General features: G+C 49.0%; 16 protein-coding genes and 1 riboswitch. Of the genes, 7 read left to right on the top strand and 9 right to left on the bottom strand.

The features are described from left to right. Nucleotides 1–216: 216 nt before the first annotated feature. From EXY25_RS08680 to EXY25_RS08670, 3 genes are read right to left on the bottom strand one after another with little or no spacing between them, the layout of a single operon-like run. Nucleotides 217–972, bottom strand: a complete 756-nt coding sequence (locus EXY25_RS08680; protein WP_207232131.1) for an MBL fold metallo-hydrolase — start codon at nt 970–972, stop codon at nt 217–219. After that, complete coding sequence (locus EXY25_RS08675) at nt 965–1,891, bottom strand: glycosyltransferase family 2 protein (RefSeq protein WP_130566447.1); 927 nt, start codon at nt 1,889–1,891, stop codon at nt 965–967. Before EXY25_RS08675 ends, EXY25_RS08680 begins: the two co-directional genes overlap by 8 nt. Then, on the bottom strand, nt 1,892–2,587 hold the full coding sequence (locus tag EXY25_RS08670; protein ID WP_130566446.1) for a tRNA/rRNA methyltransferase: 696 nt from the start codon (nt 2,585–2,587) through the stop codon (nt 1,892–1,894). It lies immediately after the preceding gene. A gap of 120 nt (nt 2,588–2,707) precedes the next feature. Here EXY25_RS08670 and aceK point away from each other — a divergent pair, with 120 nt between their 5' ends. Continuing rightward, complete coding sequence (gene aceK / locus EXY25_RS08665) at nt 2,708–4,426, top strand: bifunctional isocitrate dehydrogenase kinase/phosphatase (protein ID WP_130566445.1); 1,719 nt, start codon at nt 2,708–2,710, stop codon at nt 4,424–4,426. 111 nt (nt 4,427–4,537) lie between these two features. After that, nucleotides 4,538–6,793, top strand: coding sequence for a hypothetical protein (locus EXY25_RS08660; protein ID WP_130566444.1), 2,256 nt, complete (start codon nt 4,538–4,540; stop codon nt 6,791–6,793). A 75-nt stretch (nt 6,794–6,868) separates the two neighbouring features. Here EXY25_RS08660 and EXY25_RS08655 read toward each other — a convergent pair whose 3' ends face one another. Next, the gene (locus EXY25_RS08655) at nt 6,869–8,881 is read right to left on the bottom strand and encodes a HAMP domain-containing methyl-accepting chemotaxis protein (protein ID WP_130566443.1); all 2,013 of its coding nucleotides are present in this window, start codon (nt 8,879–8,881) and stop codon (nt 6,869–6,871) included. 168 nt (nt 8,882–9,049) lie between these two features. Between EXY25_RS08655 and EXY25_RS08650 the strand changes: the two genes are divergently transcribed. The 3 genes from EXY25_RS08650 (at nt 9,050) to EXY25_RS08640 (ending at nt 10,818) form a co-directional block, all read left to right on the top strand. Then, the gene (locus EXY25_RS08650) at nt 9,050–9,457 is read left to right on the top strand and encodes a sirohydrochlorin chelatase (protein WP_130566442.1); all 408 of its coding nucleotides are present in this window, start codon (nt 9,050–9,052) and stop codon (nt 9,455–9,457) included. 49 nt (nt 9,458–9,506) lie between these two features. Then, a complete protein-coding gene (gene tesB, locus EXY25_RS08645; protein ID WP_130566441.1) occupies nt 9,507–10,373 on the top strand; it encodes an acyl-CoA thioesterase II in 867 nt (288 codons plus the stop codon). 148 nt (nt 10,374–10,521) lie between these two features. Continuing rightward, nucleotides 10,522–10,818, top strand: a complete 297-nt coding sequence (locus EXY25_RS08640; RefSeq protein WP_114337228.1) for an SEL1-like repeat protein — start codon at nt 10,522–10,524, stop codon at nt 10,816–10,818. A gap of 73 nt (nt 10,819–10,891) precedes the next feature. On the opposite strand, the gene EXY25_RS08635 is transcribed toward EXY25_RS08640, so the two are convergent. The 5 genes from EXY25_RS08635 to acs form a co-directional block, all read right to left on the bottom strand. Continuing rightward, on the bottom strand, nt 10,892–11,299 hold the full coding sequence (locus EXY25_RS08635; protein ID WP_114337227.1) for a type 2 periplasmic-binding domain-containing protein: 408 nt from the start codon (nt 11,297–11,299) through the stop codon (nt 10,892–10,894). A 12-nt stretch (nt 11,300–11,311) separates the two neighbouring features. Continuing rightward, nucleotides 11,312–12,508 carry a porin gene (locus EXY25_RS08630; protein ID WP_114337226.1) on the bottom strand — a complete coding sequence of 399 codons (1,197 nt, stop codon included), beginning with the start codon at nt 12,506–12,508 and terminating at the stop codon, nt 11,312–11,314. Nucleotides 12,509–12,561: 53 nt separating this feature from the next. Continuing rightward, nucleotides 12,562–14,178: a methyl-accepting chemotaxis protein gene (locus EXY25_RS08625; protein ID WP_114337225.1), complete on the bottom strand. Its 1,617-nt coding sequence runs from the start codon at nt 14,176–14,178 to the stop codon at nt 12,562–12,564. Nucleotides 14,179–14,395: 217 nt separating this feature from the next. Continuing rightward, the gene (locus EXY25_RS08620) at nt 14,396–15,382 is read right to left on the bottom strand and encodes an NAD-dependent epimerase/dehydratase family protein (protein WP_165419310.1); all 987 of its coding nucleotides are present in this window, start codon (nt 15,380–15,382) and stop codon (nt 14,396–14,398) included. 99 nt (nt 15,383–15,481) lie between these two features. Then, entirely contained in the window at nt 15,482–17,371 is a 1,890-nt protein-coding gene (gene acs / locus EXY25_RS08615) for an acetate--CoA ligase (RefSeq protein WP_114337223.1), read from the bottom strand. A gap of 250 nt (nt 17,372–17,621) precedes the next feature. Between acs and EXY25_RS08610 the strand changes: the two genes are divergently transcribed. Both EXY25_RS08610 and EXY25_RS08605 read left to right on the top strand, forming a co-directional pair. After that, entirely contained in the window at nt 17,622–18,557 is a 936-nt protein-coding gene (locus EXY25_RS08610) for an AEC family transporter (protein ID WP_130566439.1), read from the top strand. Between the two features lie 20 nt (nt 18,558–18,577). Beyond that, entirely contained in the window at nt 18,578–19,144 is a 567-nt protein-coding gene (locus EXY25_RS08605) for a histidine phosphatase family protein (RefSeq protein ID WP_130566438.1), read from the top strand. Nucleotides 19,145–19,241: 97 nt separating this feature from the next. Then, a riboswitch (cobalamin riboswitch) is annotated at nt 19,242–19,417 on the top strand. Nucleotides 19,418–19,483 lie beyond the last annotated feature (66 nt).

The raw sequence follows: 19,483 nt of genomic DNA, 5'->3' as shown, positions 1-19,483 counted from the left end.
TCTTAGTGCGCAAAAACTCAGCCCGTCTCCCCATGGGTGCGGGTAATGGTGATAATAATGGTGTTGCGCACTGTGCTGCTCATGTTCTGCTTTTATAGCCTTACAAAAGGTGAGTGAGTGTTTTACCAGAAAACGACCTCACATAAAAGTCAAGCATGTGATAAAAATCACCTGAACTGACCAGTGTCTAGAAAAAATGACACTCAAGCACTGTTTTTATGCTGTCACCACATCAGACGTACGCTCTGCAGGAAGTATCAATCGTTGTCGCGGTCGCAACACATTAAATCCTTCGGCCTCCATTAATGCAGCATCTTTCTCAGCGTAATAATGATAGAGATAAAGCCGTGACCAGAGCCGCGCATCATAGTCGCGCTTTATATCTTCTATTCCTGTGTGGGAGGGATTCGCAACTAAACCGACATCGTGCAGGATCGGCTCTCCGCCAGCAGCAAGGTGATGCAACACTTCAGGAATAGGTCGCGTATCGGCAGTGAAGAAAAAGCGCCCAGGCAACGACAAGCTAAAACTAAAATCCAATTGATGATGACGCGCAGGAGTCACCCTGAAGTTATGCTGCGCCAGCCAAAATCCGCTATCCACCGCGACTAACTGTAACACTTGCCAGAAGTTCGCCCCCCCTTCAGCCAGTTGCCCTGGGTGATTATCAAACATGCGGGTCAAACGCGGCACAATCGCCGCCGGCACATAGATCCGCGGGGCGGGCTTATCGTTAAAGCAAGCGGCGATAAACAACTTTTCCAGATCCGCCACATGATCCATATGCGGGTGACTGATATACACCGCTTCCGGTAGTTGCTGATACTGGCGCCGATACGCATCAAGCACACCCGCACCACAATCAATCAACAGAATTGGACGTCCCTCCTGCTCCAGCACAAAGCTGGACGGCAGCAGCTCAGTGGCCCCTGCACTGCCGGCGCCCAATACAACCATCGCCAAATCACTCAATGCATAACTCCTCTGTACCTTGCGGTACATATTGTTTATCCAATGGATAATGTTTTAACGAAAAATGTTGATAACTACCTGCAAAGCCGTTTTTAAGTGCTGCATCATAAGCCAGATTAACCCGCTTTTTGTCTCGTAACATCGTTTCGACTATGCGTTTAAACGGCTCACTGCCAAAGCCCATCGCGTCGGAAAGTAGGCGATCCAAACAGTGCTGATAAGCCATATCTGCGCGCTCAGCCGCATTATCGCTGTGGCAAATCGACTCACTGTTGACACGGTATTGATGCAGCGGCTCGCCCCACATAACACAGCCCTTGGCGCGCTCCATGGCACGAAGGTTAAACAGTGTATCCTCGCCTAACTGAACATCACGATGCCATCCCAAACCAACACAGTCACGACGGAATAAAAATATTAGTGGTGTCTTGGTCTGACTATAGCCAGCGGCCGACCATAAACGATATCCCTGATATTGCGGCAACAGAGTGGCCATCAGTTGACCATTCTGTTCATCGACAATATCAACGTTATCGCCAGCTACACCATACTTCATTGCCAGAGGCACCAACGTCGATAACCGAGTAGGATAGTAGAGGTCATCAGCATCCAACGGCGCGATCAACGCCCCTCGCGCTTTCGCTAATGCCAAATTGCGTGTGTGATTAGGGCCTGAGCCAATCTCTCCAGAGCTAATAAAGTGGATCCTGGGATCGCAGATACCATGGCTGGCAAGCAATTGTTGATAATCCACACCGTCATCAACCACAATCCACTGCTCCCAATGGCTGTAGTCTTGAGCCAACAAACTCTCAACTGCGCGTAACAGTGTGTTCTCGCCGCGAAAAACCGGCGTTATAACTGAAACCAAGGGAGGCTCTGATCGAGATGGCGTAGCGTCGTTCTGAGGATCAACCATCTATAGCAGCGCTTTTTCAATGTCGTTTAATAACGTATGCAGCATACGAATATCTCTTCCCTCTACCAATCCCAAACGGTCATGTAGCCACTCTGACAGTTTTTGATCTTCGCTGTTGAGTAGGCTTTCCTGTAACGTCGCGACACGTTGCTTAAGCGCTTGCCATTCGCCCGAGTCAGTCAGATCGTCCCGCCCTTGCCCTGCACCCGACAATAGCGTTTTTAGAGGTGATAACGCGTACGCATAAACCATCGCAGCCTGTCCCAAATTCAGCGATGGATAAGGTTGCGCAAGGGGAATGCAGCTGAGCAGGTCGGCACGATCAATCAGGGTATTGGGTAATCCCGACTCTTCACAGCCAAACAACAGCGCTACACGTTGGATCGCAGTCGCTTTGGACTCGAGCTGCTGTAGCGTTTGCTGCGGCGACCAATAGTCTCTGGCACATCCCCGTCGTCGAGCGGTGGTTGCGATGACAAAGTCACAATCACTCAACGCCAGATCGGCCGATGCAAAGCAACTTGCCTCGGCTAACAGCTCTTCAGCACCATGGGCCACCCATCCAGCTTCGGGATCTTGATGTGCCACACTGTCCACAATACGCAGCTGGGCAAATCCTTGGGTTTTCATCGCTCTAGCCACAGCCCCTACATTGGCGGGCCTCGCTGGTGAAACCAGCACAAAAATCAATTCCATGGTTCAATAACAGTGACCAAATTCATGCCCTATTCTGCCTAGATAGACCAGCTTGCGCCAGCTCGCCTGCACCGACTACACTGAAAACTACAAAACTGGTCTTACCACAAGGTGTTATCGATGGCACTGCCCGACGAATTAGCAGCTCAGATCCTGGAAAGCTTTAACCTTTGCTACGACCGTTTTTTGAGTATCACCAGGGAATCTGGCCAACGTTTTGTCAACGCCGATTGGCTAGGTGTGCAGGTCGCGTCACGAGAGCGGCTGCAGATCTATGATGGCCGTGTTGCACAGATTTCCAACAAACTGCGTAAGCAAAAAGACTGCTTAGAGGTAGAACTATGGCGTGCCATTAAACAAAGCTACCAACAGCAAACCGTCAACAGTCCTTGTCGCGAGTTAGCCGAAAGCTTCTACAACTCAACCTACGGCAAGATGTTCCATCATCAATTCTTAACTCCCCCCCATGCCTTTGTCTGGGCCGGCGGCCCACCACCAGAAAAAGATGCGCCACTACACCACTACCGACTCGTCGGGGTGCCTCTCGGCACCATCGCCGAGCAGATCCTAAGCTCCAGTGGTTTTATTGATAACTGGCACGATAAAGCCGCAGACATCGAGCAACTCGCCGTCCTCTTACGAAAACAGCTGGAACGATTCCCTGGAATTCCAACACTTGAGATACTCAAACCGATTTTTTACCGCAATAAAGGCGCATACATGGTGGGGCGTTTGTTTAGCGAACATATCAGCCACCCCTTTATTATCTGCTTAATCAATCGCGAAGGCGAGGGGGTCATGGTAGATGCCGTGTTAACTGAGCGTGACCAGGTGAGCATTCTGTTTGGCTTCGCCCGCAGCTATTTTATGGTCGATATACCAGCCCCCTCATCAGTAGTGGCCTTTCTTCGCCATCTGCTGCCACATAAAAGTGACGCAGAGCTGTACAGCGCCATCGGCTGCTTAAAACACAGCAAAACCCAATTCTATCGCCACTACCTGCACCACCTGGAACACAGTAGCGATCAGTTTGATATTGCCCCCGGGATCCCAGGGCTGGTAATGAGCGTATTTACCCTGCCCTCGTTCGATGTGGTATTCAAGGTAATACGAGACAAGTTTGGCCCCAGCAAAGGGATGAGTAGACAACAGGTAAAAGCAAAATACCGGCTGGTAAAGCAGCATGATAGGGTCGGCAGGATGGCCGACACACAGGACTTCGCTAATTTCCGCTTTCCTAAACGCCGCTTAAGTGATGCTTTATTGGCGGAACTAAGGCAAACAGCCCCCAGTAGCATCACTGAAACCCATGATCTGGTGATCATTAAACATCTGTATATCGAACGTCGAATGGTGCCACTCAACCTCTATCTGGATCAAGCCAGTGAATCACAAGCGAATGCCGCGCTAATTGATTATGGTTGGGCGATAAAAGAGATGGCTGCCGCCAATATCTTTCCTGGCGATCTGCTGCTGAAAAACTTTGGTGTCACTCGCCATGGCAGAGTGATTTTTTACGATTACGACGAAGTTTGCTATCTCATTGATTGTAACTTCCGACGCATTCCAGAACCGCTGTATCCAGAACAAGAGATGCAGGCTGAGCCCTGGTACTCGGTTGCCGAGAATGACATATTTCCTGAAGAGTTTGCGACCTTTGTAACAACCCACCTTAAGCATCGGCAGGTACTACAACAATATCATCCCAACTTGTTCGAGGCCGACTGGTGGAAACAGGTGCAATCCAAATCACTACGCGGCCACTTTGAAGAGTTTTATCCTTACCCTGAAAGTTGCTGCTTTAAAAACCATAAAAAGAGCGAACTGAGCAGCGAATAAGGCCCCCTCTATTGCAATCCCCAGTGAGCAGGTAGATTATGTGCAAACGGTTTTTTCGCGTTATTTATTGCCGTTCTAATTGACCATTAGCTTAACTAAGGGACTAGAGTGATGAGCCCCATCGCGCCGAATATTATTCTCTTTTACGATCATGATGCGCTCGCAGTGATTGTCGATGACATAGAGCGCCACTTCAGCGACAGTCCGCTATTCGATAGCGGATACAGGATCTCTCGTCTGGACAACCGTGGCCAAGGCAAAGCCAGCTTAGCCGACATCAAGGATGCTGGCATGTTTATGTTGCTAAGCATTGATCGTCAACCGGAGCAGGAAGCTGCCCCACGTAAGCGTTCGCTGACTGAATCTGCGCTCTACCAACATCTAAGTGTCTGTGCACAACGTTTAGTCGTACCGGTACTCGACGTTAAATTGCGAGCCAAAAACGCTGAGCACGACACCCTCGCGGATCCCAGCATCTCTACCAGCGCTCATTATCACCTCCGTCCACTGGTTCGCTCGGCTCATTCTGCGGATGAAATCATCCAGGATATAGAACGGATCCTCGGCAAGCACCTCGACAGCCATGAACAGGTATTGCAAAACCGCAATAGCCTACTGAACGTTGCGGGCTTAACCCCCGACACCGACGCCACAGGTAATCCATTACTTGCACGGCAGCTGGCAGTTATTTTCGGCAACGCCCCGGATCCGGCTGATGATGAACAGCTGCTGGCTTCCAGTGACGGTGCCAACCTTAAATTAAACCTTCGCTGGGCAATGCGTAACCTAGGCTTTGGTCATCGCAAAGGCGCTATCGCCAATTTGCGCCGGATCGTCAGTCTAGATGATGGCCACCTAACGGCTAACTTTTGGTTATCACGCTTACTTAGTGAAAGTAATCGCGATCAGGGGATATTAGACGAAGCCAATACACGTTCAACACTGCTGCTATCGCAACTTGAGCAATACCACAACGACTATCACCTGCTTCGCAGCCTAGGCCTTCTGCACCAGTCTCGCGCCAGTTTCCACCTGCATCAACACGATGAGTGTCAACGCCAGCTGCGCATGGCGATGAAACTGGATCCCAATCGTGATGTATTAGCCGAGACGGTTCGTCGTACGCTACAAAAAATCATTCGCGACGGCGACATCCGCCTTAGCCACAATGATGATCATGTCGAACTGGCTGTTGATGCCCTAAAGATCCTCTATGTTCAGGATCACAGCTACTACTATCGTACTGTGAGGGCACTCAGTGAAAGTTTTAGTCCTGAGCTTGTAAGTCAACTCACCCGTCAACTCGATATTCGCATTCAGAAAGAGGTATCACCGCTATTTCGCAGTGAAAACCAAGTCACCCTATTTTGCACCGATGAACTATCAAAGCCACTATTGGCAGCGAGAGAAGCCAAACCGTTGCCCAGCTGGCAACAATATGAGTTGAGTAGAGACAGTGCGTTAAATCAGTTAACGCTGCTGCAGCAGATAGCCAGACACCAGCAATCAAAATGGCAACAGCTCAAAAGCGACGAACAGCGTTTAAAGCTGGAATCACAACAAGCCACATTACTCCCTGATAAGATTGATCAAGGGTTGGCTGAGATGAAGGATTGTAAGCAATCACTGAGCTCGACACGCTTGGCGACGATTAGCTCCGTCGTTCTCGCCGTCATCTCTGTCACTCTGTTTTGGTTTCCCGCGCTCAGTACGCAACTAGCCAGTGTACCCTTCGTTATTTGTTTCATCCTGAGTGCTTTGTTTGCTATCCAGTGGCGGCGCCATAGTGAACGTAAGGCAACATACGAAGCCAAGTTACGAGATGCCGTTGCTGCCTTATCCAACCAGCTCGAAGCGGAAACCCACCCAAACCTTACTACAGATGGGCTATTTCAGCGTTTAGATTTTCTTGCCAGCCAACTGCGTGAACATGTTGCCGAAGAAAGTCGAGAATGTAATGAACGGCGACAACACCTGCATCAGCAAACCGGGCAATTTATGCTGCTGGCGGATACCTTTGAAAGCTCGCTAACTGCCTGCGACAACAAGTTTAATCCGTTTGTGCATAATCAAGAGATCCGCTGGCAACCCTTAGCGTTGATGGCTGATGCCTGCCTGATGCCACCGGAGCTGCAAGCAGTCAGAGAGAGTCATGGCACTAATGACCAGGGGCTTTGTACCCAAGGCAGTGGCGAGGGGCTTAATCGTTGGTCTGTTTACTTTGAAGCTCAAATTGATGAACAGCGGTGGCAGCGTCTGCAGAGCCAGGAAAAACTGGCTATCAGCCAGCCTAACTTACGTTCGATTATCATGCCGAGCGTGGATAATATTATTAATTTCAAAGCCAAAACCGAAGAGATCCATTAACGTTATTAACCACTAAGCCATCTGAAAAACAAAAAAGGCAGCTATCAACTAGCTGCCTTTTTAATGACAAACGTACTACACCGAGAATCGACTAAGTAGAGAGTCCTGCTCTGCCGCCATGGTATTCAACTCTTCCGTGGTGGCTGCGATCTTCTCAATCTCCTCAAAGTTCTCATGAGAAACCTCTGAAACCACATTCACATTGCGAGTGATCTCTTCAGCCGCCAACTGCTGTTGACTCGCCGCTTCGCTGATTAAATTAGCCATATCACGTACAGAAGACATGCTGCCCTGGATCTGCTCCATGGATTGGTTGGCATGTTCAATATGGTCGCGGGTGTTATTCATCTCACCGACGCTGGATGCCATGGTAGAAACAGCTTCCTTACTTTGACGTTGTAACTGACCGATGATGTTTTGGATCTCTTCGGTTGAACTGGCCGTTTGACTAGCCAACTGTCGTACTTCATCCGCAACAACGGCAAAGCCTCGTCCCTGCTCACCGGCTCGGGCCGCCTCGATCGCCGCATTGAGTGCCAATAGATTGGTTTTATCAGCCACTCCAGTGATCACTTCGACGATCTTGTTGATTTCACCACTTAAGTTATCCACTTGTTGAATAACCGAATTAGACTCATCTAAACGTTGCGACAGTGTACCTAATATAGTGATGCTCTCTGCCATCACAGTACGACCACCATCCGCTTCAGTTTCTACTTCCAGCGTCCGCTCACGGCTTGCATCGGTATTTCTGGCGATCTCAGCCACCGCGCTTTCCATCTCGGTGATCGCAGCAGCAACCCCTTGAACTTCGGCATTCTGACGCTCCAATGCCGCACGGGTACGCAAAGTGGTATCACTATTGTCAGCCGCAACTTGCGTTAAACGCGCCGAGGACTCACGCAAGCGAGCGATAACTTCGTTCATATTATCAGCCAGCTTGTTCACCCAATCTGCCACCTGAGAAAACTCATCGCCGCCACTATGTTGAATACGTTGACGGAAATCTCCCGAAGCCATCAGATCCAACACACGCATCACTTTGTTGAGTGGCACGCGGATCGCTTGTCCCATTAACCAAGCTACCACCAAGGCAACCGCCACGGCACCGATTAATGTCACCAAGGTTAATGTGATGGTAGTGGACACCGCGCTGGTCGCTTTTGCCTCTGCTCTAGCGGTGATCTCTAGACTGTAATCAACCATGTCATCATAGAGAAAAAGATCGCCAACTAACTCATCCGCCATGGTATCGAGTGCGGCAGCTACCTGCTTCGAACGATTAACATTCGCAATATGTCGAGCAATAATTCCGTTGGGATCATTAACCGCGAAAAACAGTTGTTCCATCCCATCTTTCACATCGGCATTACCATCCAAACCCTCAACTTCATCCAAAATCGAAAGATAGTAATCATCCAGCGTTACCGCATTAACCTTAATCCGATCCAACATCTCATTCATCTTGTCGATGTCGTCAGACACCAACAGATTTGTCGTAATAAACTCCATCAACTCTAACGTCGAATTGAAGGTATCCAGCAATCCTTGAATATAGCCATCATACGCGGCCATACTTGCACTGCCTGAATTAACAGCCTTCTTCGCGATAGAGGTCTTATACAGGAAGGTGCTGCGCTCTTCTGCAATCTGATCGCTCTCAATCAGCACCTTGCTGCGGTTTTCACGGATCATTTCTACACTCTGAGAATACTCATCTAGGCGACCTTTCAAGATACCCAGTTGATCTGAAACTTGAGAATGAGCGTAAACATCGGCGTGAGACGCCAAGCGATCGAGGCTAGCAAGATAACGTGACGATTCAGCTTCAATAGCTTGTATAGTAGCGCTCAAACTATCAGTGCTGTCGCTCAAAGCCACATTGTTCGCTAGCCGATTCAAGTCAAGCACATGGATCTTAGCGAGGTTGGCATCTGCAGTAAGTAGATTGGCATCATTGGTCACAGACGAAAAACTCGACTTCACACTATTCAGTTGAAGAAACGAGATGCCGCCGGCAATGGCAAACAGCAGAACCAACACAGCAAAAGCTAGATAGATGCGGTGGACTATTGATAGTTTATTCATGTTTTCACTCAGCAATAAAACAGGGCCAAAAGGGCTAGATGACTGTATTGCGACTTACTACTTCCTTATATCATTCGCTATTTTCTTAACTATTATCGACAGTTATGGATAAGAGTTTAGACGTTTCGAAAGAAGATCGCGCACTGAAATAAAATAAATGAGACAGATATGCAAACCCAATCCCAAAATATCCAGAAAAGAGCACTGCTCCTCGTAGCTCATGGCAGCCGCCGCCAAGAATCTAACCAAGAAGTGATCGCGCTAGGTCATGTCATCGCCGCGCATCAAAGTTACGCATTGTGCGAAGCGGCCTTTTTGGAGTTAGCCTCCCCATCAATAAAAGAGGGCTTTGAGCGCTTAATTGCTCTGGGAGCAACAGAGATCGATGTGATGCCCTATTTTCTGGCCGCAGGACGACACGTTGTTGAAGATATCCCTGAAGAGCTAGAAGCCTGCCAGCGAGCCCATCCTTCAGTGCCAATCAAGCTTGCTCCACACTTGGCAGCCGTTCAAGGGCAAATGGCGGAGCTAGTCATACAACTGATGGCAACAGCGAAACCCCTTGACCGACAGTGATAAAACAACGCTAAATACAGAGGTATGACCAGAAAAGGCTATCAGCGACATGACCCAAGTACTTGATCAACTCACCTCCTTACTGACATTAGAAGAGATAGAAGCCGGGCTTTATCGAGGACAAAGCCAAGACCTTGGCTTTCCTCAAGTTTTTGGTGGGCAAGTGATAGGCCAAGCTCTCGCGGCCGCTAAGCAAACAGTCGATATCAGTCGTAAAGTTCACTCTTTTCATAGTTACTTCTTATTACCAGGCGATGCGAGTCGCCCCATTGTTTACGACGTAGAGGTGATCCGTGATGGACGCAGCTACAGCACCCGTCGTATTAAAGCTATTCAATATGGCAAACCCATTTTTTATATGACGGCCAGTTTTCACCAAGAAGAAGCAGGCTTTGACCATCAAACAACAATGCCTAACGTAGCTTCGCCCGAGCAACTGGAATCCCAACAAGCCTTTGCAAAGCGACATCTGCATCTGTTGCCGGAAAAGATCCGCGATCAATATGCCTGTGAAATGCCTATAGAGATGCGCAGTGCTACGCCATTCAACCCACTGCAACCAGAAAAAATGCCAGCAGTGAGGGATGTATGGTTCCGAGCCAACGGCACGCTTCCAGATGATCCTCGCATGCACATGTACTTGCTGGCCTATGCATCTGATTTCAATTTTTTGCCAACAGCGGCACAACCTCATGGCGTGAGCTTTATGCAGCCCTCGATTCAGATGGCAACCATAGATCACTCAATGTGGTTTCATCGCGACTTCAGAATGGATGACTGGCTGCTTTATCACGTTGACAGCCCATCCAGCGGCGGTGGGCGCGCAGTCGTACGAGGCCAGTTTTTTGATACACAAGGACGACTGGTCGCCTCTACGATGCAAGAAGGGGTATTTCGCCAACGCAAGTCGACCTAAATCAACGATTGCTAACGCGATCTCGGCAATATATGCCTAAAGTTTAATTGAGATCATGCTCACCAAATAAACAATTATTTGACAAGCGTCACAATTTTTAACATGATGTCGCTCGTTTTAAGCCCTTAACCGTTTTTTGGAGTAGTTAATGAAGCGCGCAGTCATGACATTGGTTTTCGCAGCATCTATCACCACCGCAGCTCACGCGGATACCCTTGCCACCGCAAAGCAAGCGATTAGCGCAGGTAACTGTGACGCGGCGGTTAGCACATTAAATCAATTGGCTGGAAGCAAAGATGCTGCAGCAATGAATCAACTGGGCGGCATGTACCTGGTTGGTCAGTGTGTTGAAAAGAGCAACGACGAAGCAAAAGCTTGGTTCGAAAAAGCTGCAGCGGCAGGCTCACTGCGCGCACAAAAAATGCTGGATCGTTTGAACAAGTAATACATTGTTGAAAATGATTCGAAAAAAACGCCCGCTGATAAGCGGGCGTTTTTGTTTTAAGAGCGAAATAGCATCACGGTTTATATAAGACCTTTACTGTTCCGTCGACATCCGCTTCATCGATGTAACCAACGGCGCCCGTATTCGCAGCCACCTTTTGTTTCACCTGATCAATTGAGGTCATCTGCGCAGGAGCACTGGCTTTGCCGGTAAAAATCAAACGCGACCAGTAGGACTGCAACTGCGATTCGCTTTTACCCGTCACCTTGTCATGAAATTCGATACGCAATGGGTTACCATCTTGCAGCTCAACCAACACCGCCTTGCCGCCCCCAGGAACACTTTTCATCTTGCCTAAAAACAACTTTTTGGCGTCAGATTTCGACAGTTCATCAGCTGCAGGATTACCGATAAGCACGACCGCAGATTGCGCGGAAAAGCTAGCCAAACAAAGGAGAGAAACTACCCATAATTTTTTCATTACTCACTCTCCCTAAAAGACCACATCGATCAGCACGGAGTAGATGAAGCTTTCATCATACTCGCCAGTGTTTACTGGCACTGGGCCAACCCCTGGAATATCAATTGTCCCGATGTTCCCCGATAATGCACCACTGGTGTCATCAAAATCATCGGTATAAGTCAGGTCAAACTTTACCGCTAAGTTCGGCATAAAGTCCCATCTCACACCAGCACTGGTTGTTCCACGCTCTACGTTTAACGCAGAAACCACACCAGGAATAGGGATGGTACGCTCACCATCATCTTTGCTCTCAACCCATGAAATCATTACATAGGGTGAAAACTGATTGTAACGATAAGTGGCACCGATATATGCAGAGTCGGTATCTGGATACTGGCCATCGACTTCAATACGGGTAAACTCTCCCATCACCATCCAGTCGCCATTATCCCATCTAGCACCAAGGCCATAAAACTCACCGGTCTTATCATCTAACCAAGGTACCGGATCAATATCCGTTTCTGAGTGAAAATAGCTGGCACGTAACGTCAACTCATCCCAATCATAAGTGGATGCCAAGCCATAAACCTTTTTAAAGTTAGTTTCCAACCCTAAGCGACTATCATCGGCATCAACAGTAGACTCACCAAAAATAGGCTGAAATGTGAGTGCTGATTCATCGAAATCAATGACGTGAATAACATCAAAACCGGTGAAAGTAGAAACCGGGATCACGCCATACACCTCCTCCGACGGTCTTGCCCATGGATAGGCATAACCTACTTCCAAATAATCGGAAAGCATATACAAAGGCAGTCTTAATTTGCCCCCACGTATAGTGGTAGCGTCATCAAATTGGTAGGAGAGAAAAGCCCACTCAGCTTTTAGATCCCAGTCTTGGCGACCTCTTGTCACAAGTTGCAAAGTGGCAGAGATATCATCATTAACATCATAACTGGTTTGTACTGCCAATATGCTGTCATTTTCAAAGTCAAAACCGTCGTTGTCATAGTCGGCATAGCCAGCATCATTACTTGCACGCCCCATACCAACGGTAGCAAAACCATTGACATTAAAGCGATTGAGCCAGCTATGAACTTGCCCCTGAGATTCCAACTCGGCCACTTTTTGTTCAAGCTTATCAATACGCGCTTGATCATCTTCTGCAAATGCTGATGGCGCGGCCAACACCGCTGCTATCAACACGGTAAGTGCTTTTAGTTTCATTTCATTCTCCAAACGGAAATAGGATGGGCGCTCTAACGGCACCTATGGTTTATCTACACCTTGAACTGATTAACCACTTGCGACAGCTGTTCATTCACATCCACAAGTGATTGGCTAACGCCCTCCAGCTCAGAGGTGCTACTCATCGCGTCCTGCGCCATCAGTTGGATCTCCTCAACATAAGTACGTATCAGTTCTGACGTCTGATTTTGCTCTTCTGTTGCTGCCGCGATCTGGTCATTAAGACCCGAGATCGCTTCTACTTGGTTAGTAATACTGTTAAGTGATGTTCCGGTGTGCTCTGCCTGCTCAACGCTGTGGCTTGCCATATCTGTACCCCGGCTCATTGATTCAACCGCAGACTTTGACGCGTTTTGCAGCTCTTCCAGTACCTGCTGGATCTCCTGCGTTGAATCCTGAGTGCGACTCGCCAACGAACGCACCTCATCAGCAACAACGGCAAAACCTCGGCCCTGTTCACCGGCACGCGCCGCCTCAATCGCAGCATTCAATGCCAGCAGGTTGGTTTGCTCTGCGATACCGCGGATGGTATCGAGAATGCTGCCAACGTTACTGGTGTAGCTTTCCAGCCGAGATATTTCGCCAGCTGTCTTTTCAACTTCAACAGCCAACTCGTTAATAGAGCCAACACTTGCCTCCATCAATGTCAGTCCTTGACTGGAGTCACCGCTGGCTTGCGATGCGGAATTAGAGGCCTCTGCCGCATGCTCAGCAATATGACCAACACTGACAAACATTTCGTTTAATGCACCGGTTGTCTGATCTATCGCATTGGTCTGAGAAGCGATATTGGCATTCGCCTGCGCACTGACCCGAGATAACTGCTCAGCCATATCACCTAATGATGACGCGCTATCAACGGTTTGTCGGATCAACCCCTGCAATTTGTCGACAAACTGATTGAAGTAGCTCACCAGATCAGCCAACTCATCTTTGCCGTCATAGTTAACCCGGACAGTTAAGTCACCATCACCGCTGGCAATCTCCTCTAGTGAACGACTAACCTGACGGATCCCTTTAGTAATGTTGGCAGACACAGACCAGCCAATCAGTAGAATCAAAATGACCGTCGCCACCCCCAGGCTGATAGAAAAGCCCAAGGTCCATTGGCTGGCTTGATTCGCTTGTTCAACACGCTCGTCTACAGCCATTTGCGCCTGGCTGCGAAACTCGATGAGTTGATTCTGAAGTTTTTCCAGAACAGCGTTGCTGGCTGCGGCTTGGGAAGCCATCTGCTCCATCGACACTGTGCCTTCAATCATGCCAAAGGCTAATGCTCTGGCGCTATTAAAATAGCTATTCAAATTTCTGGATATATCAGCTAATGCCTTACTATCAGCGCCGTAGCCGTTCAACACCTCTAAACTTGCTTTCAGCGCAGCCATCTGTTCATCCGCGCCCTCCAACATATCTTCTTCGCCAATCATCACCGCCGTTCGCAGCCCTTCGGCCACTTGATTAACGGCAACAACGCTCGACTGAGCCTCCTGCAGGATCGGATACAAACGCTCTTTCAATTCAGACAATCTTTCTGAGTTATCACTCACATTGGTACTGATAACCGATAGCAACACCACAAAGCTTGCTACCGAGACGCCGGTGATGATGGCAATTTTTTTACCAATAGAAAGTGTTTTAAGCAGATTCATAAAGACAACCCAACCTCGTTGCGTTAACAGCAGTAACAGATTTGTTATTCAGAACTTCAAAGCTCTATCGGCAAATCACCCTAAGAATATTAGGCAATATTTCGAAAACATGATGAAAATCGAAGGAAAAGCACTAAGTTACGGGAAATAGTGTGAACCAGGACGAGCAATATCCAGTAGTGTTAAATTTTCTGACACATTTATTAACAATGCAAGACTATATAAGCTTTTTTGCAACGAGCCAGTCGTTAGTTTCGCTCAAAATCTGTGTGAGTGGCACCTGATCGTTATAACCAAATAGCTCCCTTGCTTTATGGCTATCCGCCATCACTTTTTTTGACACCATGGCAGCTTTTTCTGGCGTAATATCTGGCTCCCTGTTGGTCAGTGCTGCCAATGCCTGCTTGCAGTAACCAATCAGCAGTAAGAATGATGCAGGGATGACTTTGGCTGACAGTGGCACCCGCTGAAGCTTTGCGATCTGCTCACAGACCTCTTTCATCTGATGGTATTGCCCACCAAGAATATAGTTTTCACCTCGTCGCCCCTGCTCATAAGCCGCAATATGGGCACGAGCCACTTCTGCCACGTGGCAGAAAGGGCCGCCGCCGGGAGGGATCCCTGGCAGCCTGTTGGTTTTGATCAAGCGAAACAGTTGCATCCAATTGTGTCGATCACCCGGCCCCATAATATGGCAAGGATTGAGCACCACCGTGTCCAAACGCCCAGCGGCTTCAATCACCATTTGATCTGCACAGCATTTGGTATGTAAATAGTTAACACCGCTGTTTTTACCTAGCTTCTGGCTTTGCTCATTAATGACGCCTTGATGAAAACCATAAGCTGAAATACTCGAGGTATAGATAAAGCGGCCAATACGTTGCCGTTCAGCCAGTTTCAGTAACGCCCGCGTGCCATCAATGTTAATGCGAGTTTGCCTGTCATCATGGCGCCGCCACACACTGGTATCTGAGGCGACATGGAATAGGGCATCACAATGAGCAGGCAATGCTTCCTCAATGCTGTCGATATCCAGCAAGTCGGCTTCAATCCAAAAAACAGCAAGATCAGCAAGCGCACTGGTATCACTGCTGGCACGTTTTAATGCGTAGACAGTCCAACCCGCATCGGTCAACTGACGCACCAAGTGACCGCCGAGAAATCCGGTTGCACCAGTCACAAAGGCGATCTTGCTCTCTGTCATCTCAATTCCTCTCGCAGCCTTAAACATCAGCACAGTCAATAAAACATTCAGAAAAAAGGCCAGTCAAAACCGGCCTTCATTTACTGCTACAAACGTGGACTACTCCTCCAACGTGCTGAGATCGCCCTCATCCTGCCCCAAGGCTCGGGCGCGCAATACTCGCCGCATGATCTTGCCTGAACGTGTCTTCGGTAATGCATCAACAAAAGTGACATCTTCCGGCTGAGCAATACGACCAAGCTCTGCCGCCACATGCGCTTTTAACTCCTGCGCCAGTTCATTGGTACCGGCAACGCCCTCTTTCAGAATGGCGTAAGTATGGATAGCATTACCTTTCAGTTCGTGGGGTAAACCGATAGCAGCCGCTTCTGATACCAATGGGTGACTCACTAACGCACTCTCAATTTCTGCGGTACCTAAGCGATAACCGGAAACTTTGAGTACCTCATCCATGCGACCGATGACCCAAATGTAGCCATCATCGTCGACTTTCGCCGAATCACCGGCTTTGTAATACTCCTTGTCGCCATAATCACCCCAGTAAAGATCGGCATAGCGTTGGTCATCCCCCATGATCGTCCGTGCCATACCAGGCCAAGGGTTCTTAATCACCAGCTTACCCTCTTCCCCTGCCGGCACTTCATCACCATTGTCATCCACCACACCAATCTCATTACCAAAAAAAGGCTTGGTTGCCGAGCCCGGTTTTAACGGGGTAATAGGTAACGGACAGATCATGAAACCACCGGTTTCAGTTTGCCACCAGGTATCAATAATCGGACAACGACTGCCACCAATCACGTCGTAAAACCAACGCCATGCTTCTGGATTAATCGGCTCGCCAACACTCCCCAACAGACGCAGGCTAGAAAGGTCATGACGCTTCGGCCACTGATCGCCAAAGCGCATCAGGCCACGGATCGCGGTCGGTGAGGTATACATCACGTTGATGCCATACTTCTCCACCATCTGCCACCAGCGATTGGGGTACGGGTAGTTTGGCGCACCTTCATACATCATGATGGTCGAGCCGTTGATCAACGGTGCATAGACGATATAGCTGTGGCCAGTGATCCAGCCGGGATCAGCTGCACACCACCAACGATCGTCAGGTTTAATGTCGAATGCCATACGGTGAGTGGTCGCGGTATAAACACTGTAGCCGCCGTGGGTATGTACCATGCCTTTCGGCTTACCCGTGGTGCCCGAGGTGTAGAGCACAAACAGCATATCTTCGGAATCAAGCACTTCCGTTTCACACTTAGGTGATGCGATCGGTAAGGCTTTCAAATCGTGATACCAGAAGTCACGCTCTGACTCCATTTCCACGTCCAGTTGGTTGTATTTAACCGTGATGCACACTTCAATTGTCGGCGAGCGCTTCATCGCTTCATTGGCGATCGCTTTCAAATTGGTCGGTTTACCCCGGCGCCAGCCACCATCCGCGGTGATCAATACATGACTGTTGGCATCGGCAATCCGCGCAGCAAGGGCCTCATAACTAAAACCACCATAAACGACCGAGTGAGCGGCACCGATCTTGGCACAGGCCAACATAGCAAACACCAGCTCAGGGATCTGCGGCATATAGATAGTAACGATGTCGCCTTTCTTCACCCCCATGCTTTTCAGCGTGTTGGCCATCTGGCTCACTTCACGGTTCAATGCATAGTAGGAATAACTGCACATCTCACCGGCTTCACTTTCCCATATGATGGCTAGTTTATTGCGGGTGGCATTATGCAGGTGGCGATCAATGGCGTTGTGAACAATGTTGGTTTTAGCACCACTAAACCATTTAAAAAATGGCTTATTGCTGTCATCCAACACCTTATCCCAGGGCTCATACCATTCAAGCTCATTGGCTTGTTCCGCCCAAAAACCTTCTCGATCTTCAATCGAACGTTGATACAGGCTGTCGTAATCTTTGATTGTGGCATTCGCTATCACTTCAGCAGACGGATGAAATAGCTCCTTTTTGTCACTCATTGCGCTTCTCCCAGTGTTTGTTCGCTAGTGCGATTCTTTTCGTTATAAATTTTTGTCTGACTACCTTATGAGAAAAAAGTGAGGCCATGGCACTACCAGTATGATTATTGGTTCAAGGTGTGATCTATTTCGCTCTTTTTTTAGCCACAGCCAATAAATAGCGAAAGACAACCTAAGAGAAGCCTAATTCATTGTTCTTAAATGAGATCCGCCCTAAAGTAATGTCATCACTTCGTAACCCACTGGCATCATGGCACCCGTTTTCACCATATTACTGCCCGTCTTTCTGATGATATTGATTGGCGGCTGTCTCGGACGTTTTGCAGGTTTTGCCGAGCACCATTACAAAGGGATCGCTGCGCTCACCTTTAATCTGCTGGTGCCCGCCTTACTATTTAACGGAAGCTTGCATACCCAGTGGCCTTCGTCCATTCCATGGGGACTGTTTGCCAGCTATTACCTGCCCCAATTCATCATCTTCACCATCGCCTGGTTTGCCTGTGGCTATCGCCTAAGTCATCCACAACGCGCCTGTGTGGCGCTGGGGTCAACCTACTCCAACAACGTACTGATAGGGATCCCTGCGGTATTAGCTGTATTTGGTGAACCCGGTATGGCGCCGGCATTTATGATCATCGCCTTTCACAGTGCGTTGCTATTTACCATCAGCGGTATCGCTCTGGAGCTAGGACGAAGCAACACGGCTCATTGGCGACTGTTTTTTCGTGCTCTGAGGAAGACCCTCACCACCCCCTTAGTCGCTTCTTTGCTGTTGGGGTTTGTTGCCAACGGCATGGGGCTGATGCTACCAACACCAATTCAGCAACTTCTTAGCTGGCTTGGGGACGCCGCGATCCCCTGCTCCTTGCTGGTATTAGGGATCGCTATCAGCAAATACTCCCTAACAGGACTCGGACCACGGGTGCTAATTATGAGCTTGCTCAAAGTCGGCTTAATGCCGGTACTGGTATGGTGGTCGGTAACTTTCCTATGGCAGCTCGATTTTTTAGACGGTGCTGTTGCCGTGCTACTGGCAGCAACGCCGGTCGGAGTCAATGCTTACGCCTTCGCCCACCAGCATCAGCAAAGCGAAGCTGAAGTGGCAGCCGCTGTGCTTTTGTCTACGATAGTAGCAAGCATCAGTATGAGTGCTTGGCTGGCGTGGATGCTGTTACCAAATACCTGACAGGGGGTCAGTGCTTACTCATGGCAACGACAGATATCTACTTGGTGCGGCACGGTGAGACAACATGGAACCAAACACATCGACTGCAAGGTCACTTAGACAGCCCCTTGACTCAGCGCGGCAAACAGCAAGCAAAACAAGCTGCTGAGCTGCTGCAAACCACCTGTTTAGCTGCAGTGTATAGCAGTGACTTAGCCCGCTGCAGTCATACCGCTCAATGCATAGCTGCGCAACATAAACTGCCCTTGACCACGCTCAGCGGACTCAGAGAGCGCCATTTTGGCCCACTGCAAGGGATGCAGCTGACCGATATGGATCATCATCAGTTAGCACTATGTAATCTGCATGTGGATGGCTCTCCCGATGCTGCTCCGCTCGGCGGCGAAAGTGTCAGAGAGGTCTGGCAACGTAGCCAAAATACTCTCGCTGAAATCGTCAAGCCTCATGTGGATCAAGCCATTGTTGTCGTCACCCATGGTTCGGTTTTGGCTATTTTGTTACAAGGCCTGGCCGCTAAACCATTGCATCCGGTGCGTACCGGATATTATGAGAATGGCGCTGTCGTTGGCTTACAGTGGCAACACTGAGTCAGCACACGGTTCATACCTGTTAATAACTTGTTGTCTCCAGCAATATGCCGGATAATCTCGCCACCAATTCGTTGTGGTTAAGTAAGCGATCGATAACCACAGCGGTAACGATGGTGCCATACAGGCTTAAAAGGGAACGCGGTGCAAAACCGCGGCTGTACCCGCAACTGTAAACAGAACGCTGCACACTCGCCACTGACCTACAAGGGTTGGGAAGGCGTGCAGTCAGAAGCTGTGAGCCAGGAGACCTGCCATCCGTTAAAACTGAACCTTGTATCACGCAATAGCGTGATAACACCTGAGCGGGTTACTCAGGGCAGTGTTTACCGGAACCAG

Origin of the sequence: Corallincola spongiicola (assembly GCF_004284785.1) — a bacterium.
GTDB classification, from domain to species: Bacteria; Pseudomonadota; Gammaproteobacteria; order Enterobacterales; family Neiellaceae; genus Corallincola; species Corallincola holothuriorum.
The sequence above is the reverse complement of the archived record's forward strand: the minus strand, read 5'-3'. Positions and strand labels throughout refer to the sequence as shown.

Coding starts and splice junctions, on each gene's coding strand:
- aceK (WP_130566445.1), top strand. CDS start 2,708: ATGGCACTGCCCGACGAATTAGCAGCTCAGATCCTGGAAAGCTTTAAC.
- EXY25_RS08620 (WP_165419310.1), bottom strand. CDS start 15,382: ATGACAGAGAGCAAGATCGCCTTTGTGACTGGTGCAACCGGATTTCTC.
- EXY25_RS08650 (WP_130566442.1), top strand. CDS start 9,050: ATGCAAACCCAATCCCAAAATATCCAGAAAAGAGCACTGCTCCTCGTA.
- EXY25_RS08625 (WP_114337225.1), bottom strand. CDS start 14,178: ATGAATCTGCTTAAAACACTTTCTATTGGTAAAAAAATTGCCATCATC.
- EXY25_RS08675 (WP_130566447.1), bottom strand. CDS start 1,891: ATGGTTGATCCTCAGAACGACGCTACGCCATCTCGATCAGAGCCTCCC.
- EXY25_RS08660 (WP_130566444.1), top strand. CDS start 4,538: ATGAGCCCCATCGCGCCGAATATTATTCTCTTTTACGATCATGATGCG.
- tesB (WP_130566441.1), top strand. CDS start 9,507: ATGACCCAAGTACTTGATCAACTCACCTCCTTACTGACATTAGAAGAG.
- EXY25_RS08640 (WP_114337228.1), top strand. CDS start 10,522: ATGAAGCGCGCAGTCATGACATTGGTTTTCGCAGCATCTATCACCACC.
- EXY25_RS08630 (WP_114337226.1), bottom strand. CDS start 12,508: ATGAAACTAAAAGCACTTACCGTGTTGATAGCAGCGGTGTTGGCCGCG.
- EXY25_RS08635 (WP_114337227.1), bottom strand. CDS start 11,299: ATGAAAAAATTATGGGTAGTTTCTCTCCTTTGTTTGGCTAGCTTTTCC.
- EXY25_RS08610 (WP_130566439.1), top strand. CDS start 17,622: ATGGCACCCGTTTTCACCATATTACTGCCCGTCTTTCTGATGATATTG.
- acs (WP_114337223.1), bottom strand. CDS start 17,371: ATGAGTGACAAAAAGGAGCTATTTCATCCGTCTGCTGAAGTGATAGCG.
- EXY25_RS08605 (WP_130566438.1), top strand. CDS start 18,578: ATGGCAACGACAGATATCTACTTGGTGCGGCACGGTGAGACAACATGG.
- EXY25_RS08670 (WP_130566446.1), bottom strand. CDS start 2,587: ATGGAATTGATTTTTGTGCTGGTTTCACCAGCGAGGCCCGCCAATGTA.
- EXY25_RS08655 (WP_130566443.1), bottom strand. CDS start 8,881: ATGAATAAACTATCAATAGTCCACCGCATCTATCTAGCTTTTGCTGTG.